The following is a 24,825-nucleotide window of genomic DNA, read 5'->3' as shown; positions in this document are numbered from 1 at the left end:
CGTCAGAAGCCGTAGCGCAGGCCGGCCCGGTAAGTACGTCCAACCACGTCGTACAGCGCCGGGTTGATGCCGTAGCTGGCATTGGTCTGCGGCGCCGCTTCCGGCGCGCGGTCGGTCACGTTGTCGATCTTGAAGTAGGCCTGCAACTGCTTCGACAAGTTGTAGCTGGCGCCGATGTCGAGATAGGCCGCCCCCTTCATCTTGTTGTCGTAGATGGTCGGGTGGATCAGGGTCGACATGGGGCAACCGGTCTGGCACTCGATGAAGTCGTTGCGGTAGGTGCCGTCGCTGAACCAGCGTTCGGTCAGCGTGACGCTCAGCTTGTCGTTCTCCCAGGTCTGCTGCGCCAGCACCTTCCACTTCGGCGTATTGCCCATGTTCGAGCCGGCCGAATCCACCGCGATGGTGCCGACCACGCCCGACTCGGTGATGTAGTGCAGGTTGCGGGTGGCCAGCGCGCGGAAGGTGAAGCGGCCCGGCAGGTTCAGCCGCTCGAGGCCCGTCCGGTAGGCGGTCTCGAGGTCGAAGCCCTTGACCTTCAGCGACGCCAGGTTGAAGTTCTGCACCGTGACGTAGTTGTTGCCCGGGCTGTTGAGCACCATCGCCTGGCAGATCTCCTGGTTGCCGGCCACGCACAGGTCGACTTCCTGCTGGATCGTCAGCGCCGAGATCACGCCCTTGACTTCGATGTCGAAGTAGTCGGCCGAGATGGAAAAGCCCGGCGCCCATTTCGGCTGGCTCAGCACGATGCCGAAGGTATTGTTGCGCGCGATCTCCGGGCGCAGGTTGGTGTTGCCCACCGTGCGTTCCTGGACGCTGATGGTGTTGCCCTGGTACTGGACCACGTTGTTGACCACCACCGGCGCCGCGAACAGTTCCGAAAGGTTCGGCGCGCGCACGTCCTTCGAGGTCACGCCGCGCAGGCGCAGGCCGTCGATCGGCGTCTGCCAGGTGGCGCCCAGCTTCCAGCTGCCCACGCTGCCGGCGGTGCTGTACTTGGTCTCGCGGTCGGCCAGGTTGAGGTTGGCCTCGCCCCAGGTCTCGGACTTGAACACCGGGATGTTCAGCTCGACGTAGGCTTCACGCACGTTGTAGCTGCCTTCGCCATTGTGGAAGTTACCGGCATACCAGTTGTTGCCGACCGTGGTGTTGAGCAGCGGGTCGGCCGGGTACATGGCGTTGTTCGGCGAATCCGGGGTTACGCCGTTGCCGTAGGCGTCGCCGCGCACGCGGTATTTCTCGCGCCGGTATTCGGCGCCCGTGGCCAGCGAGATCGGGCCGGCCCAGCCTTCGAACAGCTCGCCGTTGATGTTGAAGCTGCCGACGTCCTGGCTTTGCGTGGTGCGCTGGCGCGGGCCGTTGGCCGGCGCGATATAGGCCCAGGCGGCCGGATCGATCGGGTTGTCGCCGATGATGTTGAGCGGCACGCAGCCCGACGCCGCGGCCACCGGGTTGCGGCAGACGATGCGGCCGTCCGGCGCGCGCACCGCATCGATTGCATTGTTGTAGCGCGCGTTGAGCGTCATGTTGAAGGCGTCGAGATTGGTCTTGTTCTCGCCGTGGGTCACGTAGGCGTCGTACGACCAGTCCTTGCCGAACAGGGCGAACTTGCCTTCGGCGCCGAGCACGAAGCGGCGCTGGGTGCGGGTCGGCTGGACATCGATGTTCTCGGGGAAGACCGCGTTCGCTGTGCCGTACTGGAAGCTGGTGATGTTGTTGCGCGCGCAGGCATCGACGATCGAGGCCGGCAGGAAGGGGTTCGAGCACTGGATGTTCAGGTTGGCGTTCTTGGCCGCGCCCGGATTGGGCGAAAAGCGCGAGTCCACCTTGCCATAGTTGGCGGTGAAGTAGAGCTGGTGGTCGGGATTGATGTCGAACGACATGCGGGTATAGGCCACCTGGCGCTTGAAGTTCATCGCCAGGTTGGTGCCCGAGCCCACGCTGCCGCTCAAGTCGCCGCCGATGCAGAACGGGTTGACGCAACCGGTGACGGCGCCGGTGCCGGTCGGCTGGCCATTGGAACCGTACTGGAACTGGTAAGGCACGCCGCCCGCGCCGAAGGCCGTGCCCTGCAGCGGGCCGCTGGTGATCAGGCCGTACTTGGCGTACTGGTATTGCTGCGCCTGTTCGATCACGCGGTACTGCGGCAGGCCGTCGCCGGTCTGGCTCAAAGGACGCACCGAGTAGGCCGGGTTCTGGTACCAGGTGCGGCCGTTCGGCCCCTTGCCGCCGAAGCCGGGCGACTCGATGCCGTTTTCCTTCGTGAACTCGGCGCTGGCCGTCACGTGGAAGCGGTTGTCGAGAAAAGCGCGGCCCCAGGCCGCCTGCACGCTGCCGCCGCGGTCGTCGTCGTACTTGGTCTGGCCGCCCTGGACATGCGCCTTGAAGCCGGTGAATTTTTTGTCGGTGACGAAGTTGACCACGCCGCCCACCGCGTCCGAACCATAGGATGCCGAGGCGCCGCCGGTCACCACGTCGACGCGTTTCACCAGCAGCTGCGGGAACTGGCTGACGTCGGTCACGCCGGTGACGTTGGCGCCCACCACGCGCTGGCCGTCGAGCAGGGTCAGGGTCCGGATCGTGCCCAGGCCGCGCAGGCTCAGCGAAGACAGGCCCTGGATGCCGCTGCTGGTGCTGTTGGTGCTGGTGGTGCGGCCGGTGCTGCCCTGCAGGGCCGGCAGTTCGGCCAGGGTGTTGAACAGGTTCGGCTTGGCCGATTTCTCGAGGTCGGCGCTGGTGAGGCTGGTGGTCGGCGTCGGCATGGTGAAGCCGCGCGCGGCGATGCGCGAGCCGGAGATGCGCACGACGTTGGCGGCTTCTCCGGCCGCGGGTGACGGCGCGGAGGACGGCGCAGAATCGGCGGGCGGTGTTTGCGCCTCGGTAGCGGCGGCCGGGGTGTCGGGTTCTAGCTGCGCCTGCTGGGCGTGGGCGGCGCCGACGCTCCAGCAGGCGCTGGCGACGGCCAGGCTGATGAGAGTCCGTTGAACTGGTGTACGCATGATGTCTCCTCGATGCTTGTTGTATGGGAGCGCGCCGTCTCTGTGGTCGGCTGCGCGACAGCTTGCAAAGACTGCTTGCGATGAATCTTGCCGAACCCCGGTGCCAGGGCCGTGGTTCAGGTGTCGTAATTCGGACGTCGTGGTTCAGGCGCTTCTGGTGATGCGTTCCACCAGCGCCGGCGGCGCCAGGGTGATGTCCAGCGTGAGGCCGGCTTCGTCGGCCTGCAGCGGTTCGAGGATGCTCAGCTGCGAATCGAGCAGCGAGGGTGGCATGTAGTGGCCGGGGCGGCCGTGCATGCGCACGGCGATCAGTTCGCGCGGCCCGGCCAGGTGCACGAAGCGCAGCGCCGGGTCGGCCATGCGCAGCAGGTCGCGGTAGCGCCGCTTGAGGGCCGAGCAGGACAGCACCAGGCCCTGGCCCCGGCTGCGGGCCTGGCCGATCTCGGCCGCCAGCGCGTCCAGCCAGCCGGCGCGGTCGTCGTCGTCGAGCGGGATGCCGGCCGTCATCTTGCTGACGTTGCTGGCCGGGTGGTAGGCGTCGCCTTCGAGGAAGGGGACGGCGAAGTGGCTGGCCAGGGCGGCGCCGATCGTGCTTTTGCCCGATCCGCTGACGCCCATGACGACCCAGCGCAGGGCGCCGGCGGGTTGGGACGGGGTGTTGACGCTGGATGCTGACATCGTTTCTCCTCGATAGACCGTTAGCGCTAACATCGCGTTTTTCGGAGTGTTGTTCAGCTAATTTTTTTTGTAAACACGTTATCGATGTTGCAATGCAATGTGATCCGGGGGCGGTTTTGCCGCTTTGCCGGGGACGCAAGCGGGGGCGTCAGCGGTTTTTCACTCAGAAAGCACCATGAAAATCTGATAGCGCTAACATTGTTGCGACGCGCAATCTATTTTTTCGCAATGTTGTATTTACTCGACGGCGCCATGTGCGCGTGACTGGAATCGGCTATGTTGGAACCGATCACGCACGCAGAAAGCGAGGACGACCATGGAACGCCGCTTGCGCTGGGCAACGGAAGAAGGAAACGGCCTGGAATATGTCGCGATCCGCGGCACGCCACAAGGCGTCGTTGCCGAAGGCGTGGTGATCGGGCCGGATTCCGGCACGCCGTACGAGGGCAGGCTGTTCGGCTGCAGCTACGCGATCCATTGCGATGCGCACTGGCGGGTGCGCCAGGTCCAGGTCAGGTTGGCCGGCGGCGCCCACTTGCTGTTGCGCGCCGATGGCGAAGGAAGATGGAGCGGCCCGGACGGCGCGCCGCTGCCGGCGCTGGACGGCTGCATCGACGTCGACCTGACGTGCACGCCATTCACCAATACCCTGCCGATCCGGCGCCTGGGCGAGGCCCTGCGCGAGCGCCGGGAAGTCCGGGTGGCCTACGTCACCTTGCCCGGGGCGGCCGTGATGCCCTCGCGCCAGGCCTATTCCTTGCTGGGCGAGGGACGCTACCGTTTCGAGAGCCTGTCGGATCCCTTCCGGGCCGACATCGAGACCGATGCCGACGGCCTCGTGGTGCACTATCCAGGCCTGTTCCAGCGCCTGGACTGATCCTACTCGCGCGAGATGGTGTACACCTCGCCCGCGGTCGCGCCGGCGTCGCCTTTCTTGGCGCGCAGGTCGCGGTAGACGGCGGCGCGCATGATCATCATCGACACCACGGGCGCGGTCAGCAGCACGAACACGGTGATGATGATCTCGTGGACGACCGGCCGCGACTGCGCCACCGTGAAGTACAGCATCGAGGCGATCAGGAGGCTGCCGGCGCCCAGCGTGACCGTGATCGCCGGGCCGTGGATGCGCTGGTAGAAGGTGCGCAGGCGTATCAGGCCGAGCGCGCCGATCAGGATGATGCTGGCGCCCAGGATCAGCAGCAGCGAGACCAGCAGGGCGGCCCAGTCGGGCAGGTGTTCGATGCCGGTCATTCGATGATCTCCCCGCGCATCAGGAACTTGGCCATCGCGATGGTCGAGACGAAGCCGACCAGCGCGATCAGCATCGCCACTTCAAAATAGACCTGGGTGCCGAAGCGGATGCCCAGCACCAGGGCCAGCAGCATGCCGCACATCCAGAGGGTGTCGAGGGCCAGCACGCGGTCGTGGGCCGAGGGGCCGATCAGCAGGCGGCCGGCGCACAGCGCCATGGCCGCCAGCACGCACACGAGGGCGTAGCCGATCGAGAGTTCAAGCAGGGTCGCCATGGCGGACCTCCGTGTCGAAGATGTGAATGAGGGGCTGTTCGTAGCGGGTCTTGATGGTGTCGACCCACCACGCGGCGTCGTGCAGGTCGAACACGTGCAGCACCAGCTCGAGCTTGTCGGAATCGGCGCTCGGCTGCAGCTCGGTCCACACCGTGCCCGGCGTCATGTTGATCAGGCAGGACAGCGCCGCCAGGCCGTAGGGGTCGCGCATGTCGAGCGGCACGCGGATGAACTGCGAGTTCAGGTTGGCATAGTCGGCGAACAGGATGACCTTGCTCACGTTGAGGCAGGAGCGCACCACCTCGACCGAGGCGAAGCCCAGCAGGCGCAGCGCGACGATGGGCTTGTGCAGGCGCGGGTAGCCCAGCGGGTTGAGGTGGCGGGTCAGGACCGGGCCGGCGATGCCGAACAGCGCGCCGAGCAGGATGTGGCCAGGATACAGGGTCTGGTTCAGCAGCAGCCACAGGCCGCACAGCGCCAGCGACACGAAGGGATGGGGAAGCCAGCGGGTCATGGCGCCTCCTTGGGCGAGAGGGGCGCGGGCGCCGGGTTCGATACCGGTCCCGGCACGGTCGGCTCGGCCAGCACGCGGCCGATGTAGGCGCCCGGACGGTGGATGTCGTCGCTGGCGCGGGCCAGGTAGCCGAACAGCGGATTGGCCTGCACGGTCATCAGGACCGACAGCGCCAGCAGGAACAGGATCGGCGCCACTTCGGAGCGGTGCACCTTGGGCGGCTCGGTGGCGCCGCTGGCCCAGAAGGTGCGCACGCCGAAGCGCATCATCGAGATCACGGCGATCAGGCCCGAGACGATGATCAGGGCCATCAGGGTCCAGCCGGACGCGGAGATCGCGGCCGCGCCCGACACCGCGTCGACCTGCGGATTGAGCAGCGCGTGGAACATGCCGAACTTGGCCACGAAGCCCGACAGCGGCGGCAGGCCGGCGATCATCAGCGCGCAGGCGGCGAAGGCCAGCGACAGGAAGGCCATCGCGGCCGGCACGCCGCGGCCGGTCGGCTCGTCCGGCGCATCCTCGACCGCGAACGCTTCCATGGTCAGCGCCAGCATCGCCGAGCGCGGGGTGCGGATGCGGTCGATCAGCTCGATCAGCAGCAGGAAGGCGGCCACCGCGATGGTGGAGCCGATCAGGTAGTAGATGCCGGCCGTCACCAGGGTCGGCTGGCCGTAGCCGATCACCGCCAGCAGGGTGCCGGACGAGACGATCGCGCCATAGCCCGCCATGCGGCCGGCGGTGTCGGTCGACAGCATGCCGGCGGCGCCGAACACGATGGTCGCCATGCCGGCATACAGCAGCGCGTCGCCGCCGAAGCCGGCGGCGGCGCCCGCGTTGCTTGAAAAGATCAGGAGCCACAGGCGCAGGATGACGTAGGCGCCGACCTTGGTCATCAGGACCAGCATCACCGCCACCGGCGGCGAGGCCGCGGCATAGGTGGTGGGCAGCCAGAAGCCCAGCGGCCACATGGCGCCCTTGGTCAGGAAGGCCAGCGCCAGCACGCTGGCGCCGACCTTGAACAGGGCCAGTTCCTCGCCCGCCAGCAGCGGCACGCGCGCGGCCAGGTCGGCCATGTTCAGGGTGCCGGTGGTGGCGTAGATCAGGGCGGTGCCAAGCAGGAACAGCAGGGCGGCGGCCAGGTTGATCGCGATGTACTGCATGCTGGCGCGAATGCGCTCGGCGTTATACCCATGCAGCACCAGGCCATACGACGCGGCCAGCATCACCTCGAAGAACACGAACAGGTTGAACAGGTCGTGCGTCAGGAAGGCGCCGTTAATGCCCATCAGCAGGAACTGGAACAGCGTGTGGTAATGCACGCCGATCCGGCCCCAGCGGGTGCGGGTGAAGTGCAGCGAGGCCAGGCCGAGCACCGCGGTCAGCAGCAGCATGATGGCGCTCAGGCGGTCGGCCAGCAGGGCGATGCCGAACGGCGCGCTCCAGTTGGCGGCCAGGTAGATGCCCATGCCTTCCTGCCAGTGGCCGCCGTCGGTCATGAAGATCAGCGCCAGCGAAGTCGCCAGCAGGCCCAGCAGCGAGGCGTAGCTGAGCCAGTACTTCAGGCGGTGCCAGCCCTGCGTCAGCGGGGCCAGGGCGGCGCCCACCAGCAGCGGCAGCAATACCGGCACCAGGATCAGGTGCTGGGTCCAGTGCAAACTCATAATTCAGGCTCCTTGCCATCCACGTGGTCGGTGCCGGTCAGGCCGCGCGAACCGATCATCACCACCAGGTACAGCGCGGTGGTGGCGAAGCCGATGACGATGGCCGTCAGCACCAGGGCTTGCGGCAGCGGGTCGGCCAGGACGGCCGGATTGGGCGTCGTGCCGGCGGGCGTGAGCGGCGGGGCGTCGACCCACAGGCGGCCCATGATGAAAATGAACAGGTTGACGGCATACGACATCAGCATCAGGCCCGAGAGCACCTGGAAGCTGCGCGGACGCAGGATCAGCCAGATGCCGGAGCCGAACACGATGCCGATGGCGAGCGAAATGACGAGCTCCATCAGAAGATCTCCTTGGCGGGCGGGATGGTGGCGCGCGTGGCGTCGGCCGCCGCACGGTGGCTGCGCAGCGACTGGTGGGCCAGCGCGACCAGGGTCAGCATGGTGGAGCCGACCACCACCAGGAACACGCCGAGGTCGAACATGAAGGCGCTCGGGACGTGGATCTCGTCCAGGATCGGCAGGGTGAGGTGGGCGGTATGGCTGGTCAGGAACGGATAGCCGAGGAACCAGGCGCCGATGCCGGTCAAGGCGGCGCACCACAGGCCCCAGGCGATCCAGCGGTGCGGCCGCAGGCGCAGGTGCGATTCGACCCAGTCGGTGCCGGCCACCATGTACTGCACGATCAGCGCGGTGGCGAAGATCAGGCCGGCGACGAAGCCGCCGCCCGGCAGGTTATGGCCGCGCATGAAGAAGTAGGCCGCCATCACGCCCATCACCGGCAGCAGCATGCGCAGGTACACCGCCGGAATCATGAGATAGCCGGTCGAGGCCTGCTCGGCCGGGGTCTGGGTGACGGCCGGATCGACGTCGCTGGCCTGCTGCACCGGAATCGCGATCGATTCGGTGGCAGGGCGGAAGCGGCGCAGCAGGGCATAGACGGTCAAGGCGACGGCCGACAGCACGGTGATCTCGCCCATGGTGTCGAAGCCGCGGAAGTCGACCAGCAGCACATTGACCACGTTCGAGCCGCCGCCTTCGGTGAGCGCGCGCAGCACGAAGAATTCGCCGATCGAGGGCGGCGGGGACAGGCTCAGGATCGCATAGCTGGCGGCGGCGATGCCCAGGCCGCCGGCGACGGCGATGAAGCTGTCGCGCCCGCGCCGGAACCAGGTGCTGGCCGGCGCCCTCTGCTTGAGGCCGGGCGGGGCGAAGCGCGGCGGCAGCCAGCGCAGGCCGAGCAGGATCAGCACCGTGGTCACGGTTTCCACCATCAGCTGGGTCAGCGCCAGGTCGGGCGCCGACAGCCAGACGAAGGTGATCGCGGTCACGATGCCGGTGCCGCCGACCAGGGCCAGCGCCACCAGGCGGTGGTACTTGGCGTTGTAGGCCGCGCCCAGCGCACAGCCGGCGCCGATGATCCACAGCACCGCGAACAGCGGGTCGAGCGCGTGCACGCTTAAGGTAGGAATGGCGGGCAGCGGATCGACCAGCAGCAGCGGCGTGGCCACCATGAAGGCCATCAGCACCAGCATCTGCGGCTGCAGGCGGCGGGTGCCGGTCCAGCGGATCAGCGTGCTGGCGCCGGTCGACAGCGCCAGCATGGTGTTCTCGTAGGCCTGCGCGCCCTTCAGGCGGTGCAGCACCGGCACCCGGGTGCGCTCGCGCAGGTCGTGACGGCGCAGCAGCACCCAGTACAGCAGGGCGCCCAGCACCAGCGCGGCGCCGCTCATCCCGAGCGCGAGGTTGAAGCCGTGCCAGATCGCCAGGTCGTATTCCGGCATGGCCGCCCCGAGCACGGAGCCGGATGCCACGGCCAGCACGTCGCCGACCACGCGCTCGGGCATGATGCCGACGGCGATGCACAGCACCACCAGGCATTCGACCGGGAAGCGCATCCAGCGCGCCGGCTCGTGCGGCTCCTGCGGCAGGTCTTTCGCCAGGCGGCCGAAGAACACGCTGATGAAGCGCAGCGAATAGGCGACGCTGAAGATGCCCATCGCCACCGCCACATAGGACAGGGTCCAGTCTTCGCTGCCGCCCACGTGGGCGGTCTCGGCGAAGAACATCTCCTTGGACAGGAAGCCGTTCAGCAGCGGCACGCCGGCCATCGAGGCCGAGGCCACGATCGCCAGCGCGGCCGTCACCGGCATCGCCTTGCGCAATCCGCGCAGCACGCGCATGTCGCGGGTGCCGGTCTCGTGGTCGACGATGCCGACCGCCATGAACAGCGAGGCCTTGAAGATCGCGTGGTTCATGATGTGGAACACCGCCGCCACCACCGACAGCGGGGTGCCGATGCCCAGCAGGCAGGTGATCAGGCCCAGATGGCTGATGGTCGAGTAGGCCAGCAGCCCCTTCATGTCGTTCTGGAAGATCGCGAAGAACGAGGCCAGCGCCAGCGTGGTGGCGCCGGCGCCGACGATGATCCAGGTCCATTCCGGCGTGCCGCCGAGGGCCGGGTACAGGCGCGTGAGCAGGAACACCCCGGCCTTGACCATGGTGGCCGAGTGCAGGTAGGCCGACACCGGGGTCGGCGCCGCCATCGCGTGCGGCAGCCAGAAGTGGAACGGGAACTGCGCGCTCTTGGTCAGCGCGCCAAGGGCGATCAGCACCAGCGCCGGCAGGTACAGCGCATGGGCGCGGATCTGGTCGCCGGCCGCCAGCACCGCCTCGAGCTCGTAGCTGCCGACGATATGGCCGAGCGTGAGCACGCCGGCCAGCAGGCACAGGCCGCCGGCGGTGGTGACGGTGAAGGCCATGCGCGCGCCGCGGCGGGCGTCGTTGCTCTCCTGCCAGTAGCCGATCAGCAGGAAGGACGTCAGGCTGGTAAGTTCCCAGAACACCACCAGCTGGATCAGGTTGCCGGACAGGACCACGCCCATCATCGAGCCCATGAAGGCCAGCATGTAGGCGTAGAAGCGCGCGACCGGGTCGCGCTTGGACATGTAGTAGCGCGCGTACAGGATCACCAGCAGGCCGATGCCGAGCACCATGATCGAGAACAGCCAGGCCAGGCCGTCCATGCGGATGATGATGTCGAGGCCGAACATCGGCAGCCAGCTGTGGCGCGACTGCAGGACTTCGCCGGCGTCCAACCGGCCGAACTGGGAGATGGCGAAGAGAAGGGCCAAAAGGGTGAACGCGCCGGCCGCGATGGCAGGACGGTTGCGCGACCCATTGGGCAGGCAGGCGGCGACGAAGGCGCCGGCGAAGGGAAGAAGGACGAGCAGGATCAGTGGCAGTGAGGTCATCGACATCATCCTTCGGGGCAGTGCGACATGTAGCGGCGCGCGCAGAGGCGCAGGGCGGTTTCAGGTTTCTTCATTCTCATCATATTCTCCAGGGCGCACAGGGGGACGCACGAGCAGCGTGTCGCACACGACTGCCTGCAGCAGGTATTCACTGCGGCTACCGGTCAGGAGGCGCATCAGCGCCGATTCTTCATGCAGGCCGAGCACGACCAGATCAATACTATTATCCACTACATGGCGCGCAAGCTGCGAGGCCGGTTCGCCTTCGCCGATCACCGGGTCGACCAGCTCACGGACGCCGGGCGGCAGCGCGCAGCCGTCCAGGAAGCGGATCAGTTCCGCATGTGGACGCGCGTCGGGCGCCAGCGCTTCGGCGTCATGCGCATGGAACACGGTGAGCCGGCGCTGCGGGAACAGGCTGGCCGCCGTTTCCAGCGCCAGCTTCGCGGCCGGCGTGAAGTCGGTCGCGACCATGATGCGGCGGTAGGGGCCGCGCACGCGCTGGCGCACCACCAGCAGTGGCTGCGCCAGGGCGCGCGCCAGTTTCTCGACGGTGGAGCCGAGCAGCAGGTCGCCCAGGCTGTCGTGCTGCGAGGCGCCGGCGACCACGATGGCGCCGGGCAGGGTGGCCGCGCCGTCGAGGATGGCGGCGGCGGCCGGGCCGGTGGCGAAACGCTGGGTGACCTGCAGGGGCGAGCCGGCGAACTCGCGCGCGAACTCGGCGCGCGCCGCGCGTTCCTGGTGTTCGCGGCCGGCGTCGTCGCCCTGCCATTGGAGCACTTCGCCGGGCGCCTGGGGCGCGTCGTGCACCGTCAGGACCACCAGCGGTAGTGAAAATTCGTCGGCCAGCTGCTTGGCGCGTTCCAGGGGCCGGTCGCAGCGGGCGCTCAGGTCCGTCGCAAGCAACAATCCGCGGGGCGTAGTCGGGCTACGGTCTGGCATGCGCCGCCTCATGGAAAGTCTTCTCGGAAGGCGACACTCTACCGTAGTTGATGACCTGACTACAACGCGTTTCTTCAGTTATTTTGAATTTACTTCGGATAACTCCGGGTGCAGTGCAGCATTTTCGCGCATCGTCGACCCGGATCTCTGCGTCAGGCGGTAACGTCGAGCGCCGGCGTGGCGCCCACGTCCTGTCCATACGCGGCGCGCACCTCGGCCTGCTTCTCGTTCTGCTCGCGCAGCTTGGCCTCGTAGGCGGCACGTTCCTCGTCGCTGACCGTCTTGTCCGAATTGGTGTCGGCTTCGGCGATGTAGTCGGTGTCGGTGGTCTCCGAGGACGCTGCAGCGCCCCCAGCGCCACCGGCGCCGCCAGCCGGCGCCGGCGCCGCCGCGGCCGGGTCCTGGGCGCTTCCGGTTTCCTCGGCCGCGTCACTGTCCTCGCTTGACGCCGTGGCCGATGCCGACGATGCGTCCACGGCGCGCTGCACGCGCGCGGCGTCGGCCTGAGCATTCAATTCGTCGCCCAGGCGCGCCGCCGCCGCCGACTCGGCGCTTTGGCTGGGCGCCGGTGGCGTCGCCTCGGCGTCCGGTGACGTGACTGTGGAGGCCGGGCCAAGCGCCGCTTCGTCGTCCTTCTTCGGGGTTGGGGCATATGCCGCCTGTGCGGCGCTGGCGCCGCCGATGCTGTTGACCATAATCGTTTCCTGTTGCGGGTTGTCGTCCATGATTAACGGCCGGGCGCCCCGCGTGGCGCAGGGCGGCAAATGTAAAGCGGGGTAAAACCAACACGTTTGGGGGGATGGATCTCCCCTCGATTGGGGATAGGCCGGGATGGGGCCCGTGGCCGACAATTCTGGCAAGGAGAGTCTTCGATGAGTAAATACTTGCGCCGCAGTGCGCTGGCGTTCGCGGCATGCGCCGCGGCCGCCCAAGCCCAGGCCCAGACCCAGGTCCAGCTGTACGGCCGCCTGAACGTGGCGGCCGAATACGTGAAAGCGTCCGCCACCGCCGACGGCCCGCGCCTGAGTCAGCAGCGGGTCTCGAACAACCGCTCGGTGCTGGGTTTTCGGGGCAGCGAAGACCTGGGCAGCGGGGTCAGCGCCATCTTCCAGGTCGAGGGCACGCTCTCGCTCGATACCGGCGCGGGCGAGCTCGCGCGCCGCGATACCCGGATCGGCCTCGATGGCGGCTTCGGCACGCTGTTCGCCGGTCACTGGGTCACCGCCTACAATGGCGCGACGTCGGGCCTCGACCCCTTCTATCCGACCACCGCCGGCTATATGAGCATCATCGGCAACGGCGCCGGGGCGGCGGTCGACAACGTGAACAACCTGTCTTCCTTCGACCGGCGCCAGGCCAACTCCATCCATTACTGGAGCCGGCCCTGGAAGGGTGTCGGCCTGCGCCTGACCCACGGCCTGGCGGAGGAACGTCCGGCCAGCGGCGCCAAGCCATCCCTGAGCTCGGCCGCCGTGGTCTATGAACAGGGGCCTTGGTATGCGACGCTGGCCCATGAGCGGCATCACGAATATCAGGGACCGGGATTGCGCGACAGCGGCACCAAGCTGGCCGTGGCGCGCCGCTTCGGCGATACCCGGGTGGCGCTGCTGGCCGAACGCCTCGAGTACGAGACCGCCGCCGGCGGCCTGGATCGCAACGCCTGGTATGTCTCGGTCACCCATCAACTCGGCGCGCACGGCCTGCGCCTCGGGCTGGCGCGCGCGGGCGACGGCAAGGGCGTCGGCGGCAACCGGGTGGGCTTCGTCCGTGGCGGGGCACGCACCGGCGCCACCCACGTCACGCTCGGCTACGAGTACACGCTGTCGAAGCGCACCGCGCTGCATGCCTACGTCACCCATCTCGACAACGAGGAAAACGGCGCCTACGACTTCGCGATCAACAGCCTGGACGCGGCGCCCGGCGCCACCCTGAAGGGCGCCGCGCTCGGCCTGCGCCACGCCTTCTGATCCCTGAGATTGTCCGGCGCCCATCCTGGCGCTACACTTGGTTGTCCCGCCGCCGATATGGAAATTCAACCGAGGAGAAGCCGATGAAAGCGCTGTTGATGGCAGTCGTGTCGCTGTTCCTGGTCAGCTGTTCGGGCGCGCCGCGCGGGCCCGACCCTGGTTTTTCCGACCCCGACATCGAGGCCCTGATGGCGCGCCAGAAGGTGGTGGGGCTGGCGCTGGCGCTGATCGACGAGGGCCGGGTGGTCAAGGTCGCGGCCTACGGCAAGCGCAACCTGGAGCGCGGCCTGCCGCTGCAGCCCGACACCGTCATGTATGGCGCCTCGCTGACCAAGACCGCCTTCGCCTACATGCTGCTGCAGCTGGCCAGCGAAGGCCGGCTCGATCTCGACGCCCCGCTCACGCAGCTGCTGCCCAAGCCCCTGCCCGAGTACCGCCTGGGCGAGCGCCGGGATTTCAGCGACCTGGCGCTGGATGAACGCTGGCGCCGGCTCACGCCGCGCATCCTGCTCACGCACGCGGGCGGCTTCGCCAACTTCCGCTGGCTGGAGCCGGACGAAAAGCTGCGCTTTCACTTCGACCCCGGCGCGCGCTACGCCTATTCGGCCGAAGGCATGTACATCCTGCAGCTGATCGTCGAGCAGGGCCTCGGACTCGATGCCGGCCGCGAGATGCAGGTGCGCGTGTTCGACCGCCTCGGCATGCCCAATACCGCCATGCGCTGGCGGCCCGACTTCGCCGCCAACCTGGCCGACGGCTATACCCTGGAGGGCAAGATGGAGCCGCACGACCAGCGCAGCGCCGTCACCGCCGCCGGTTCGATGGACACCACGATCGCCGACCAGGCCCGCATGTGGGCGGCGCTCGTGCGCGGCGACGCGCTGAGCCCCCGGATGCGCGCCGAGATGGTGCGCCCGCAACTGCCGATCCTGAGCGCCGGCCAGTTCCCGACGCTGGTGTCGCGGCCCGGTGCGCAGGTAGCGGGACTGGCGGCCGGCCTGGGCGTGGTCACCTTCCAGGACCGCAGCGGGCGCGGATGGTTCAAGGGCGGGCACAACGACAGCACCGGCAATATGGCGATCTGCCTGGAGGCGCGCCGGCGCTGCCTGGTGATGCTGTCCAACGACGTGCGCGCCGAGCGCATCTTCCCCGAGATCGCGCGCCTGGCGCTGGGCGAGAACGACATGCCGTGGCGCTGGGAATACGGCTGGTACGGCGCGTCCCGGCCGTGAATGGTCCGCGGGCATCCGTGCCCGCCTGAAAGGCCGTGACTGGTACGATGGGCGAAAATCGCTCAACTAACCGTCCGTTCATGAACACATTCCCGATCCGGCTTGCCTTCCCGGGCGGCGCCGCGATCGCCTGCCTGCTGCTCGCCCTCACCGCACTGGCCGGCTGGGGGCTGCATTCGCCGGCATTGATCGGCGCCGGCGTCGGTGCGCCGCAGATGTATCCGCTTACCGCGGTCGGCTTCCTGTGCGCCTCTGCCTGCCTGTTGCTGCAGTTGCATCCGGTGCGCGCCGTTGCCCGCGCCGGCCGCGTCCCGGCCCTGCTGGTCCTGGCGATCGGCGCCGGCGGCGTGGCGATGCGCCTGTCCGGCTGGGCGCCGGCGCCGCTGTCGCTGGGCCTGGGCCAGGCATCCACTGCCTGGAGCCTGCCGGCGCTGCTGACGGCCGGCCTGTTCGTCGTGCTCGGCGCCGGCATGGCGCTGTCGTGCGCGCGCCGCACGGTCGGCATCGGCCAGGCGCTGGCCGCCAGCGTGCTGCTGTTCTCGTTGCTGACCCTGGCCGGCTTCGCCGCCGAAGACACCTCCCTGTACCAGCTGCTGCCGGGACGCGGCACCTCGCTGCGCACCGCGCTGGCCTTCATGCTGGCCTCCGTCGCCACGCTGGCGCTGCATCCGGACCAGGGCATGGTGGTGGCGCTTGCCAGTCCCACGTCCAGCAGCCGCACCCTGCGCCAGCTGATGGCGCCGCTGGTGCTGGCGCCGATCGTGCTGGGCATGGTCGCCACCGCGGCGGTGCGCGCGGCCAATCCCGGGCTCGACCTGACCACCACGATCTGGCTGTTCGTGTGGGGGCTGCTGGTGATCCTGATCGCCGTGGTGTGGCGCTTCGCCTACCAGCTGCATCGCCAGGACCTGATCCGCGGCATGGCCGAACGCGAGCGCAACGAGGCGCTGCAGGCGCTGCGCGTGGCGGACGAGCGCAAGAACGAGTTCCTGGCTATGCTGGCGCACGAGCTGCGCAACCCGCTGGCGCCGATCAGCACCGCGGCGGGCCTGCTCAAGGGCGTGTATGCGAGCGACCCGGGCGCGGTCCGGCGCACCAGCGAGATCATCGCGCGCCAGGTGGACCACATGGTGCACCTGGTCGACGACCTGCTCGACGTGTCGCGCGTCACGCGCGGCATGATCGAACTCAAGCGCGAGCGGGTCGACCTGCGCCAGCTGGTCGGCGCCGCCGTGGAGCAGGTGCAGCCGCTGCTGGACATGAAGCGCCATCGCCTGCGCACCGAGCTGCCGGATACGCGGGTGCTGGTCGAGGGCGACGCCAAGCGCCTGATCCAGGTCATCGCCAACCTGGTCAACAACGCCGCCAAGTACACGCCGGACGAAGGCAGCGTGCTGGTGGCGGTGCGCATCCGGGGCGGCGAGGCGGTGCTGGCGGTGCGCGACGACGGCATCGGCATCGCGCCCGAGCTGCTGCCCGACGTGTTCGGCCTGTTCACCCAGGCCGAGCGCACGCCGGACCGGGCCCAGGGCGGCCTGGGCCTCGGGCTGGCGCTGGTCAAGAACCTGGTCGGGCTGCATGGCGGCGCGGTGAGCGCCGACAGCGCCGGGCCTGGCCACGGCAGCACCTTCACCGTGACCTTGCCGCGCCTGGACGAGGCTGTCCCGGCCGCCCAGGACGATGCGCCGCGACCCCAGGCGCCTGCGCGCGGCCAGGCGGCCAATGTGCTGGTGGTGGACGACAACGTCGATGCGGCCGCCTCGCTGGCGCTGCTGCTGCAGGCGGAAGGCTACCGGGTGGCGGTCGAGCATGCCCCGGCGCCGGCGCTGCGGCGCGCGCTCGCACAGCCCCCGGACGCCTGCATCCTGGACATCGGCCTGCCCGATATGGACGGCCGCGAACTGGCGCGCCGCATCCGCGCCGGCCTGGGAGCGCGCACGCCGCTCCTGATCGCGCTGACCGGCTACGGCAGCGAGGCCGACCGCCATGCCGCGCTGGACGCCGGCTTCGATCATTACCTGGTCAAGCCGGCCAATATGCAGCAGCTGGACGCGCTGCTGACCGAGGCTCAGTCGCTCGGATAGCGCAGGCCGATCTGCCTGCGGATCGTGTCGAGCAGGCCCATGATCGCCAGCGTGTCGTCGTGGGTCATCGCAGGATGTTCGAGCAGGCCTTCGCGCAGGCAGCGGCCGGCCTCGATCGCCTCGTGCGTGTAGCCGTTGCCGAGCCAGGGGGTCTCCAGCGTGCGCGCGGAGCCGTCCTGCAGCGCAACCGTGACGCGCTCGGCCATGTGGAACATGCGGTGCATGCGCACGCTGCCGCGCGTGCCGGACACCACCAGCTCGCCCGGCGCATGCGCCCGCAGCGAGCAGCTGCAGACCGACAGCGTGCCGCCGGCATGGCGCATGGTGAAGGCGGTGGTGAGGTCGACGCCGGTCTCGCCCATGATGGCCTGGGCCTGCACCGCCTCGACCCGGCCCAGCAGGGCGCAGGCGATCGACAGCGGATAGATGCCCAGGTCGAGCAGGGCGCCGCCGCCCAGGGCCGGATCGTTGACGCGGTGGGCTGGATCGGGCGTGGCCGAGAAGCCGAAGTCGGCGTGCAGCTGGGTCACCGTGCCGATCTCGCCCGAGGCGATGACGCGCCGCACTTCGGCCAGGGCCGGCATGAAGCGGGTCCACATCGCCTCCATCAGGAACAGGTTCTTTGCCCGCGCCAGCGCCACGATTTCTCCCGCCTCGCGCCGGTTCATCGCGAACGGCTTCTCGCACAGCACCGCCTTGCCGGCGCGCAGGGCGAGCAGGGCGTTGGCTGCGTGCATCGGGTGCGGGGTGGCGATATAGACGATGTCGACGTCGGGACAAGCGACCAGCGCCTCATACGAGCCGAACGCACGAGGAATCTCGAACTGCGCCGCGAAGGCCTGTGCGCTATCGTCGCTCCGGGAGCCGACCGCGGCCAGCACGGCGTCGGGCGTGGCGCGCAGCCCTTGCGCGAAATCGCGGGCGATGCGCCCGGTGCCGAGGATGCCCCAGCGGACGATGCGGGTCATGGCGATTCTCCGATCTTCAGATGGTCCTTCAACGCCGCCACCACCAGCGCGTGGTCGTCCGCGCCCGGCAGGCCCGAGACCGTGACCGTGCCGACCGCGCCGCGGCCGCGCATGACGATCGGATAGGCGCCGCCGTGGGCCGCGTAGTCGCGCATGTCCAGGCCGGGCAGCGCGTCGTGGTCGCCGCCGGCCTGGCGCACCTCGTTGTGGGTGTAGAACGAGCTGTGGCCGGTGCGCCTGACCAGGTTGTTCTTGCGCCGGATCCAGTCGGCGTGGTCGGGCGAGGCGCCCGGCATTGCGTGGGCGAACAGGACCTCGTCGCCCTGCCTGATTTCAAGCGTCACCGGGCGGCCGGCGCGCTTCGCCCGCGCCACCAGCGCCGCCCCGAGGGCGGCGGCGGCATCCCGGTCGAAGCGGTCGAACTGGAGCTGGCGTTCTTCCTGCAGCAGGGCGTCGAGCGAGATAGTGGAAATGGCGTGCATGGCGGATGGCTGTGGAAGTTGCTGCGCCGCGGCCGCGGCCGCGGACAGCAGCAGGCAGGAAGCAAGCTGGACATGGCGCTTCATGCCGGCACCGTCTTGCCCTCGGCATCGAGGTCCGGCTCCGGCTTCGGCTGGCTGCCGTCGTCGTGGTAGAACGGCGCGAACCAGGTGGCCAGGAACGAGGGGATGGTGGCGACCATCACCAGCACGAAGTAGCCGACGTACCCCATCATCTCTTGCAGGTGGCCGCTGATCACGCCGGTGACCATGCCGCACAGGCCCATCAGACCGGTGCCGAAGGCATAGTGGGTGGTGGTGTACTTGCCCGGCGCGAGCTGCTGCATCAGGTAGATCATGAAGCCGACGGCGCCGAAGCCAAAGAAGAATTTTTCGATCGCGACGCCCAGCGTGATCAGGACCAGGCTCGATGGCATGGTGAGCGCCAGCACCAGGAAGGCCACGTTCGGGATGTTGATCGCGCAGCACAGCACGAACAGCGTCGCCTTCAGGCCGCGTTTGGCGACATACAGGCCGCCGAGCAGGGAGCCGACCAGCACCGCGGCCAGGCCGTAGGTGCCGTAGATCAGGCCCAGCATCTCGTTCGAGAGGCCCAGGCCGCCCCTGGATGCGGGATCGACCATGAAGAAGGGGCCGATCTTTTCCAGCAGGCCCACGCTGAAACGGAACAGGAAGGCGAAGGCGATCATGCGCCACACGCCGCGCTTCTGGAACAGGGTGACGAAGGCGTCGAGCAGGATGCGGCCGGCGTCCCTCACCGAGGACGGCGTGTCGGCCGCGCGAGCGCCCTGCGGCATGGTGCGCCAGTGCCACAGCGCCATCAACAGGGTCAGGCCGCCGGCCAGCAAAAAGATGATGCGCCAGGCGTCGATCCAGTCCGGCCCGAACACGGCGGGATCGTGGCCGAAGACGTGCGTGTGCAGATAGCCGGAGAGATAAACCATGCCGCCGGCGGCCACGATCGGGCCGATGTTCCAGGACAGGCTCTGGATGCCGCAGTACAGCGATTGCGTGCGGGCGTCGAGCGAGGTGACGTAGACGCCGTCGCTGGCGATGTCCTGCGTCGCGCCGATGAACGACAGGGCGAAGAAGATCGCCATCAGGAAGGTCATGTAGCCGGGCAGTTCCATCAGCAGCGCGACCCCGGCGAAGCCGGCGCCGATCGCCACCTGCGCGCACAGCACGAAGAATTTCTTGGTGCGGTACATCTCCACGAACGGCGCGAACAGCGGCTTGATGGTATACGCCAGGATCAGCAGGCTCGAATACTGGGCGGCGCGGCCGTTGTCCATGCCCAGGTTCTTGAACATGATGGCGGTGACGCTGGTGAGCATCACGTAGCCGAGCGCCATCGTGAAGTAGCCGGTCGGCACCCACAGCAGCGGCGAAGCGACTTTACGCATGGGCGGCCTCCATGCTCGCACGCGGCGCCGTCGCATGGGGCCAGGCCAGGTGATCCGCGAGGATCGCCGAGGCGCCCTGCAGTGCCGGATAGGGCGCCGTGATCAGCCAGGTGGGGATGCGCGCCGTGAACTCGCTGAAGCGGCCCTTGCGCTCGAAGCGCGGGCGGAACGGCGAGGCGACGAAATAGGCGCCCAGGCGCGGCACGACGCCGCCGCCGATATAGATGCCGCCGCGCGCGCCGAGGGTCACCGCCAGGTTGGCCGCCACCGTGCCCAGCATGCCGCAGAAGCAGTCGATCGTTTCGAGCGACAAGGCGTCGCCGCCGGACAGGCCGCGCGTCACGATGTCGGACGGCGACAGGTCCCTGTCCGGCGCCATGCCGCGGCTCATGGCCAGCGCTTCGCGGATCAGCACCAGGCCGGGACCGGAGACGAAGCGCTCGGCCGAGACGTGGTCGTAGCGCTGCCAGGCGTGGCGCAGCACGGTCACCTCGCGCTCGTCGAGTGGGGAAAAGGCGACGTGGCCGCCTTCGCTATTGAGGGGAATCCAGCGTTCGCCGCTCGGGACCAGCCCCGAGACCCCAAGGCCCGTGCCGGCGCCGACCAGGCCGATGACGCTGCCCGCCAGCGCCGTGCCGGCGCCGACCCGGGCCAGGTCGTCCGGCTGCAGCGCCGGCAGCGACATCGCCAGCGCCGTGAAATCGTTCACCACCAGCAGCGTCTCCAGGCCCAGCGCACGGCGCGCCGCCTCGATCGAGAACGCCCAGTGGTGGTTGGTCATGCGGATGGCGTCGCCGTCCACCGGATTGGCGATCGCGATCACCGCGTGGCGCACCTTCGCGCCGGCGCCGGCCAGGTAGAAGCGCACCGCGTCTTCGAAGCGGGCGTGGTCGGCGCAGGCCAGCGTCTGCACGGCCTGGATCGCGCCCGGCGCCGGCTCCAGGGCGAAGCGCGCGTTGGTGCCGCCGATGTCGGCCAGCAGGCGCGGGCCGTCGGGGTGGGTAGTCGTCAGCATGTCTCCTCCTTGTCGCTCTTTTTTATGGCGATCAAGTCTTGATGCGGTTGTCGCGGGCTGCGATGAATTCGCGATACCACAAGGCGCTGTCCTTCAGGGTGCGCTGCTGGGTCGCATAATCCACGTGCACGATGCCGAAGCGCTTGGCGTAGCCCGAATTCCACTCGAAGTTGTCGAGCAGGCTCCAGAGGAAGTAGCCGCGCACGTCGACGCCGGCATCTATCGCCTCCTTGAGCGCGGCCAGGTGGCTGCGCACGTAGGCGATGCGTGCCGGATCGTGGACACGGCCGTTCTCGACCACGTCGGGATTGGCCATGCCGTTCTCGGTAATGTACACCGGAGGCAGGTCGGGGTACTCGGCTTTCAGCTTGATCAGCAGTTCGGGCAGGCCTTCCGGGAAGATCTCCCAGCCCATGTCGGTGACCCCGTGGCGAGCCGGCGGCGGCACCGGCGGGTTGGCGGCGCTGCACCAGCTGCGGAAATAATAATTCGAGCCGAGGAAGTCGATCTTCTGCCTGATGATGTCGAAATCGCCGTCGCGAACCTGCGGCGCGTTGGTGCCGTGGCCGCGCAGGGCGAGTTCGGGATAGCGGCCCTTGAAGATGGGGTCCATGAACCACTGCACCGAGCGCGCGTACTCGAATTCGGCCATCGCGCGGTCGGCCTCGGAAGCCGAGGCGGCATCGGCGGTCCACTGGTTCAGCACGATGCCCAGCTGCGCCGCGCCGCCCACCTCGCGCATGGCGCGCATGGCCAGGCCGTGCGACAGCAGCAGGTGGTGCGAGACCTGGATCGACTGCTTCAGGTCGACCACGCCCGGCGCGAACTGGGCGTTGCCGTAGCCGAGGTTGGCCGTGCACCAGGGTTCGTTGTGGGTGGCGATCGCCTCGATGCGGTTGCCGAAGCGGCGCGCCACTTCATGCGCGTAGTCGGCGAAGCGGTGGGCGGTGTCGCGGTTCAGCCAGCCGCCATCGTCCTGCAAGCCTTGCGGCAGGTCCCAGTGATACAGGGTGGCGTGGGGGCGGATGTTCTTTTCGGCCAGCGCGTCGAGAAGGCGGTCGTAGAAGCCGAAGCCGGCCTCGTTCCAGGCGCCCTTGCCATCCGGCTGGACGCGGGCCCAGGCCAGCGAGAAGCGGTAGGCGTCCACGCCCAGCGAGGCCATGATGTCGACGTCCTCGCGGTAGCGGTGATAGTGGTCGCAGGCGACGGTGCCGTCGCTGCCATCCTTGATGTTCGCCTTGTTCTTGCAGAAGGTGTCCCAGATCGACGGGCCCTTGCCGTCGACGTCGTGCGCGCCTTCGATCTGGAAGGAACTGGTGGCCACGCCCCAGGTGAAGTCGGATGGGAAGTCGTTGTTGAAGTCGAAATTGGGGCTCTTGGTCATGGAATTCTCTGATCGAGGCAAAGCGCGAGGGCGAAGCGCTTGAAAACAAAAAGCAGGCCCGCGGGAGCGGGCCTGCCGTGCTGCGGCTTAGAAATCGAAGCCGGTGTTGATGCCGACGGTGCGCGGCGGCTTGTACTGCGCCAGCCATGGGCCGAAGCCGTTGAAGGCGCTGGTCTTGATCTTCTTGTCGCTCACGTTGCGCACGAAAGCGTCGACCCACCATTTGTCCTGCTGGTAGCGCAGGCCGACGTCGGCGCTGGCATAGGCCTTCTGGCGGTCTTCCGGGCCGAGGTCGAACACGCTCAGGCGCACCTCGTCCTCGTAGCGCGCCGTGATGCGCGGTATCAGGCTGCCGCCATTGGCCAGGCGGAAGGTGTGCTGGTACTGGACCGTGGTCGAGAACTTCGGCGCGTGCGGCAGCTTGTGGCCGGTGACGTCGAGGCAGTTCGAGATGCTCGGGTCGACCGTGCAGGTCGGCAGCGAATAATCGTTCGAGCCGGCGATCAGGTGACCGAGCTTGGTGTCGAGCACGGCCAGCGCGATCGACAGGCGGCCATCCTTTGCGATGCGGGCGGCGATCTCGGTTTCCAGGCCGTACACCTCGGCGCCGTCGGCGTTCTCGATGGCCAGGCCGCGGCTGCCGTCCGGGAAGCTGACCGGCGAATTGAACTGGAAGTCCTTGAAGTCCATGTAGAACAGCGCGTTGTTGATGCGCAGGGCGCCGTCCAGGAAGGTGCTCTTCGAACCGATCTCGTAGTTGGTCAGCGTCTCGGGCTGGTAGGGCAGGCCGCGATCCTGCACGCCGCCCGACTTGTAGCCGGTCGATACGCTGGCATAGACCATATTGTTGCGGTCGATGTCGTAGTTCAGGCGCACCAGGCCGGTGGCCTTGTTGTCGCTGTAGCGGCCGTCGTTCGGCACGCCTTCGACGTAGCCGTTGACCGGGTCGCGCGGGTCGATGTGCGGGTTGAGCGGCACTTGTGGCGCGCTGAGGTCATTACCCCAGGTGTAGCCGCGACCGCCCGTGTGGACGCGCTTGTCGTGGGTGTAGCGCACGCCGCCGGTCAGGTGCCAGGCATCGGTGATGTTCCAGGTGGCCTGGCCGAACACGGCCGAGGTGTCCACGGTCTGCTTCGGCTGGATGAAGGAACCCTGCCAGTTCACGGCGCCATCCTGCGTGCCTTTCATGCCGGCGATGTCGAAGCGGACGTCGTTCTTCTCGTTGCCATAATAGGCGCCGACCTGCCAGTCGACGGTGCGGGTGCCGGTGGACTGCAGCAGCAGCTCGTGGCTGTGGCTCTTGTAGTTGGAGTCGACCGTGGTGTGTTCCTGGAAGATGCCGCCGGTGGTGATCGAGGTCGGGACCACGGTGCCGCCATCCTGGTCGAAGCGCATGTCGCCGCTGTACTTGGACCAGCCGGCCACGTACTGCAGGGCCATGTCGGGGCTGATGTCCCAGCTCAGGCGGCTGCGCACGTTGTGGCTGTCGCGGTTGATCCACGGCGCGCTGTCGGACAGGGTCGACCAGTGCTTCTCGCCGGCGCGCGGGACCTGCATCAGGTTGGCGCTCGGGGTGCCGCGGTCGATGAATTTTTCGTAGGCGATGTCCCAGCGCACGTTGGGCGCCAGTTGCCACAAGAGCGACAGGCGCGCCGCGCTCTGGTCCTGGGCGCTGTACTTGTCGCCGCCCGAGACGAACTGGTTGGGATTGATCGGACGGAAACCGGCCGGATCGGCGCCGGAAGCCAGGTAGGCGGCGCGCTGCGACTCGACCGACGGGTTCTTGAAACGCTGGTAGTCGACGTAGCCGTCGTGGCGTTCGTGCACCACGGCGAAGCGCAGCGCGGCATTCTCGGCGACCGGGATATTGACCGCGCCGCGCACGCCCAGGCGGTTGTAGTCGCCGATGCCGCCCTCGAGGTAGCCCGAGCGGCTGTTCAGTTCCGGCTTGACGGTCTGAATGTTGACCGCGCCGACGGTGGAGTTGCGGCCCCACAGCGTGCCTTGCGGACCGCGCAGCACCTCGATGCCCTCGACGTCGAACATCAGGGCAGTGGCGCCTTCGGCGCGCGGCGAATAGACGTTGTCGACGAAGGATGCCACTTCGGGGTCGGCGTATTCGGTCTTGGCGCTGTCGTTGCCGATGCCGCGCAGGGTCATGGTGGTGACGCCGTGGTCGCCCTGGGCCGTGGCCTGGAAGCCCGGCACCAGCGCCACCACGTCGAGCATGGTCTGCACGTGGTTGTCCTGCAGGGTGGCGGCGTTGAGCGCGGTGACCGCGATCGGGGTACGCTGCAGCGAGGTCGAGCGCTTGGTGGCGGTGACCTTCACCTCGGCGATCTGGCCGTTGTCGACGACGGCGGGCGGCGTGGCGGCGGCAGCGGATGCCGGGTCGGACGCGCTCTGGGCCTGGGCGCTGCCGATGCCGGCGAGCAGGGTCAGGATGGCGAGGCGGATGGGGGTGGACGACGAGGTGCGCACTGCGGCCCCCGCGGGCGTAGTCATGGTCATTGCTTGTCTCCGAGTATTGTTTTATGGGTACATCTGGGCGCTGAGAGCGCTAACACATGGATCGATGGGAAATCGATTTCATCAATCTTGAAAACGGTTTCATAGTAATTTCGTCCGTAAAAAAATGTCAATTAGAATTTTTGAACATGCTTACTGCGTTTGTTGTATCTCAACGACGGCCATCCTAT

General features: G+C 68.1%; 20 protein-coding genes. 4 read left to right on the top strand and 16 right to left on the bottom strand.

Translation table 11 applies throughout. The features are described from left to right. Positions 1–2 precede the first annotated feature (2 nt). Positions 3–2,999 carry a TonB-dependent receptor domain-containing protein gene (locus KY496_RS17625; RefSeq protein WP_219861793.1) on the bottom strand — a complete coding sequence of 999 codons (2,997 nt, stop codon included), beginning with the start codon at positions 2,997–2,999 and terminating at the stop codon, positions 3–5. 144 nt (positions 3,000–3,143) lie between these two features. Then, the gene (locus KY496_RS17620; protein ID WP_005664485.1) at positions 3,144–3,677 is read right to left on the bottom strand and encodes a gluconokinase; all 534 of its coding nucleotides are present in this window, start codon (positions 3,675–3,677) and stop codon (positions 3,144–3,146) included. Between the two features lie 316 nt (positions 3,678–3,993). On the opposite strand from KY496_RS17620, the gene KY496_RS17615 reads away from it, so the two are divergent. Beyond that, positions 3,994–4,554, top strand: a complete 561-nt coding sequence (locus KY496_RS17615; protein WP_005664487.1) for a putative glycolipid-binding domain-containing protein — start codon at positions 3,994–3,996, stop codon at positions 4,552–4,554. A gap of 2 nt (positions 4,555–4,556) precedes the next feature. On the opposite strand, the gene mnhG is transcribed toward KY496_RS17615, so the two are convergent. The 8 genes from mnhG to KY496_RS17575 form a co-directional block, all read right to left on the bottom strand. After that, a complete protein-coding gene (gene mnhG / locus KY496_RS17610) occupies positions 4,557–4,928 on the bottom strand; it encodes a monovalent cation/H(+) antiporter subunit G (RefSeq protein ID WP_219861791.1) in 372 nt (123 codons plus the stop codon). Then, complete coding sequence (locus tag KY496_RS17605; RefSeq protein ID WP_005664490.1) at positions 4,925–5,203, bottom strand: K+/H+ antiporter subunit F; 279 nt, start codon at positions 5,201–5,203, stop codon at positions 4,925–4,927. The genes mnhG and KY496_RS17605 overlap by 4 nt, the downstream gene beginning before the upstream one ends. Next, complete coding sequence (locus tag KY496_RS17600; protein ID WP_005664492.1) at positions 5,187–5,717, bottom strand: Na+/H+ antiporter subunit E; 531 nt, start codon at positions 5,715–5,717, stop codon at positions 5,187–5,189. The genes KY496_RS17605 and KY496_RS17600 overlap by 17 nt, the downstream gene beginning before the upstream one ends. After that, positions 5,714–7,378: a monovalent cation/H+ antiporter subunit D gene (locus tag KY496_RS17595; RefSeq protein ID WP_219861789.1), complete on the bottom strand. Its 1,665-nt coding sequence runs from the start codon at positions 7,376–7,378 to the stop codon at positions 5,714–5,716. Before KY496_RS17595 ends, KY496_RS17600 begins: the two co-directional genes overlap by 4 nt. Continuing rightward, positions 7,375–7,719 (bottom strand): Na+/H+ antiporter subunit C, encoded by a 345-nt coding sequence (locus tag KY496_RS17590; protein WP_005664496.1) that lies wholly within the window; start codon positions 7,717–7,719, stop codon positions 7,375–7,377. Before KY496_RS17590 ends, KY496_RS17595 begins: the two co-directional genes overlap by 4 nt. After that, positions 7,719–10,631 (bottom strand): monovalent cation/H+ antiporter subunit A, encoded by a 2,913-nt coding sequence (locus KY496_RS17585; RefSeq protein WP_184240213.1) that lies wholly within the window; start codon positions 10,629–10,631, stop codon positions 7,719–7,721. The genes KY496_RS17590 and KY496_RS17585 overlap by 1 nt, the downstream gene beginning before the upstream one ends. A 60-nt stretch (positions 10,632–10,691) precedes the next feature. Next, positions 10,692–11,537, bottom strand: coding sequence for a universal stress protein (locus tag KY496_RS17580; protein ID WP_051205021.1), 846 nt, complete (start codon positions 11,535–11,537; stop codon positions 10,692–10,694). A gap of 188 nt (positions 11,538–11,725) precedes the next feature. After that, positions 11,726–12,268, bottom strand: a complete 543-nt coding sequence (locus KY496_RS17575) for a hypothetical protein (RefSeq protein WP_219861788.1) — start codon at positions 12,266–12,268, stop codon at positions 11,726–11,728. A 177-nt stretch (positions 12,269–12,445) separates the two neighbouring features. Between KY496_RS17575 and KY496_RS17570 the strand changes: the two genes are divergently transcribed. The 3 genes from KY496_RS17570 to KY496_RS17560 all read left to right on the top strand — a co-directional run bounded on the left by KY496_RS17570 (position 12,446) and on the right by KY496_RS17560 (position 16,856). Further along, complete coding sequence (locus KY496_RS17570) at positions 12,446–13,540, top strand: porin (protein ID WP_219861786.1); 1,095 nt, start codon at positions 12,446–12,448, stop codon at positions 13,538–13,540. 83 nt (positions 13,541–13,623) lie between these two features. Next, positions 13,624–14,772 carry a serine hydrolase gene (locus KY496_RS17565; protein WP_219861784.1) on the top strand — a complete coding sequence of 383 codons (1,149 nt, stop codon included), beginning with the start codon at positions 13,624–13,626 and terminating at the stop codon, positions 14,770–14,772. An 80-nt stretch (positions 14,773–14,852) separates the two neighbouring features. Then, complete coding sequence (locus KY496_RS17560) at positions 14,853–16,856, top strand: hybrid sensor histidine kinase/response regulator (RefSeq protein WP_219861783.1); 2,004 nt, start codon at positions 14,853–14,855, stop codon at positions 16,854–16,856. On the opposite strand, the gene KY496_RS17555 is transcribed toward KY496_RS17560, so the two are convergent. From KY496_RS17555 to KY496_RS17530, 6 genes are all read right to left on the bottom strand, one after another. Continuing rightward, positions 16,841–17,824 carry a Gfo/Idh/MocA family protein gene (locus KY496_RS17555; protein ID WP_219861781.1) on the bottom strand — a complete coding sequence of 328 codons (984 nt, stop codon included), beginning with the start codon at positions 17,822–17,824 and terminating at the stop codon, positions 16,841–16,843. The two genes, KY496_RS17560 and KY496_RS17555, sit on opposite strands and share 16 nt — an antisense overlap. After that, a complete protein-coding gene (locus tag KY496_RS17550) occupies positions 17,821–18,390 on the bottom strand; it encodes a heme-degrading domain-containing protein (protein ID WP_229520309.1) in 570 nt (189 codons plus the stop codon). Before KY496_RS17550 ends, KY496_RS17555 begins: the two co-directional genes overlap by 4 nt. Beyond that, entirely contained in the window at positions 18,387–19,727 is a 1,341-nt protein-coding gene (locus KY496_RS17545; protein WP_219861779.1) for an MFS transporter, read from the bottom strand. Before KY496_RS17545 ends, KY496_RS17550 begins: the two co-directional genes overlap by 4 nt. Continuing rightward, complete coding sequence (locus KY496_RS17540) at positions 19,720–20,742, bottom strand: glucokinase (RefSeq protein WP_219861777.1); 1,023 nt, start codon at positions 20,740–20,742, stop codon at positions 19,720–19,722. The genes KY496_RS17545 and KY496_RS17540 overlap by 8 nt, the downstream gene beginning before the upstream one ends. Positions 20,743–20,773: 31 nt before the next feature. Continuing rightward, positions 20,774–22,126, bottom strand: coding sequence for a GH1 family beta-glucosidase (locus KY496_RS17535; RefSeq protein ID WP_219861775.1), 1,353 nt, complete (start codon positions 22,124–22,126; stop codon positions 20,774–20,776). 87 nt (positions 22,127–22,213) lie between these two features. Next, the gene (locus tag KY496_RS17530) at positions 22,214–24,637 is read right to left on the bottom strand and encodes a TonB-dependent receptor (RefSeq protein WP_219861773.1); all 2,424 of its coding nucleotides are present in this window, start codon (positions 24,635–24,637) and stop codon (positions 22,214–22,216) included. Positions 24,638–24,825 lie beyond the last annotated feature (188 nt).

The organism is Massilia sp. NP310, from assembly GCF_019443485.1.
GTDB lineage: Bacteria > Pseudomonadota > Gammaproteobacteria > Burkholderiales > Burkholderiaceae_D > Telluria > Telluria timonae.
Note: the sequence above shows the minus strand (reverse complement) of the source record. Positions and strands in the feature narration are given on the sequence as shown.

What these genes read in the sequence shown, in the direction of transcription:
- KY496_RS17605 (WP_005664490.1), bottom strand. Translation starts at nt 5,203, where the DNA reads ATGGCGACCCTGCTTGAACTCTCGATCGGCTACGCCCTCGTGTGCGTG.
- KY496_RS17615 (WP_005664487.1), top strand. Translation starts at nt 3,994, where the DNA reads ATGGAACGCCGCTTGCGCTGGGCAACGGAAGAAGGAAACGGCCTGGAA.
- KY496_RS17565 (WP_219861784.1), top strand. Translation starts at nt 13,624, where the DNA reads ATGAAAGCGCTGTTGATGGCAGTCGTGTCGCTGTTCCTGGTCAGCTGT.
- KY496_RS17540 (WP_219861777.1), bottom strand. Translation starts at nt 20,742, where the DNA reads ATGCTGACGACTACCCACCCCGACGGCCCGCGCCTGCTGGCCGACATC.
- KY496_RS17555 (WP_219861781.1), bottom strand. Translation starts at nt 17,824, where the DNA reads ATGACCCGCATCGTCCGCTGGGGCATCCTCGGCACCGGGCGCATCGCC.
- KY496_RS17575 (WP_219861788.1), bottom strand. Translation starts at nt 12,268, where the DNA reads ATGGTCAACAGCATCGGCGGCGCCAGCGCCGCACAGGCGGCATATGCC.
- KY496_RS17595 (WP_219861789.1), bottom strand. Translation starts at nt 7,378, where the DNA reads ATGAGTTTGCACTGGACCCAGCACCTGATCCTGGTGCCGGTATTGCTG.
- mnhG (WP_219861791.1), bottom strand. Translation starts at nt 4,928, where the DNA reads ATGACCGGCATCGAACACCTGCCCGACTGGGCCGCCCTGCTGGTCTCG.
- KY496_RS17550 (WP_229520309.1), bottom strand. Translation starts at nt 18,390, where the DNA reads ATGAAGCGCCATGTCCAGCTTGCTTCCTGCCTGCTGCTGTCCGCGGCC.
- KY496_RS17560 (WP_219861783.1), top strand. Translation starts at nt 14,853, where the DNA reads ATGAACACATTCCCGATCCGGCTTGCCTTCCCGGGCGGCGCCGCGATC.
- KY496_RS17545 (WP_219861779.1), bottom strand. Translation starts at nt 19,727, where the DNA reads ATGCGTAAAGTCGCTTCGCCGCTGCTGTGGGTGCCGACCGGCTACTTC.
- KY496_RS17570 (WP_219861786.1), top strand. Translation starts at nt 12,446, where the DNA reads ATGAGTAAATACTTGCGCCGCAGTGCGCTGGCGTTCGCGGCATGCGCC.
- KY496_RS17535 (WP_219861775.1), bottom strand. Translation starts at nt 22,126, where the DNA reads ATGACCAAGAGCCCCAATTTCGACTTCAACAACGACTTCCCATCCGAC.
- KY496_RS17530 (WP_219861773.1), bottom strand. Translation starts at nt 24,637, where the DNA reads ATGACCATGACTACGCCCGCGGGGGCCGCAGTGCGCACCTCGTCGTCC.
- KY496_RS17625 (WP_219861793.1), bottom strand. Translation starts at nt 2,999, where the DNA reads ATGCGTACACCAGTTCAACGGACTCTCATCAGCCTGGCCGTCGCCAGC.
- KY496_RS17600 (WP_005664492.1), bottom strand. Translation starts at nt 5,717, where the DNA reads ATGACCCGCTGGCTTCCCCATCCCTTCGTGTCGCTGGCGCTGTGCGGC.
- KY496_RS17585 (WP_184240213.1), bottom strand. Translation starts at nt 10,631, where the DNA reads ATGACCTCACTGCCACTGATCCTGCTCGTCCTTCTTCCCTTCGCCGGC.
- KY496_RS17620 (WP_005664485.1), bottom strand. Translation starts at nt 3,677, where the DNA reads ATGTCAGCATCCAGCGTCAACACCCCGTCCCAACCCGCCGGCGCCCTG.
- KY496_RS17590 (WP_005664496.1), bottom strand. Translation starts at nt 7,719, where the DNA reads ATGGAGCTCGTCATTTCGCTCGCCATCGGCATCGTGTTCGGCTCCGGC.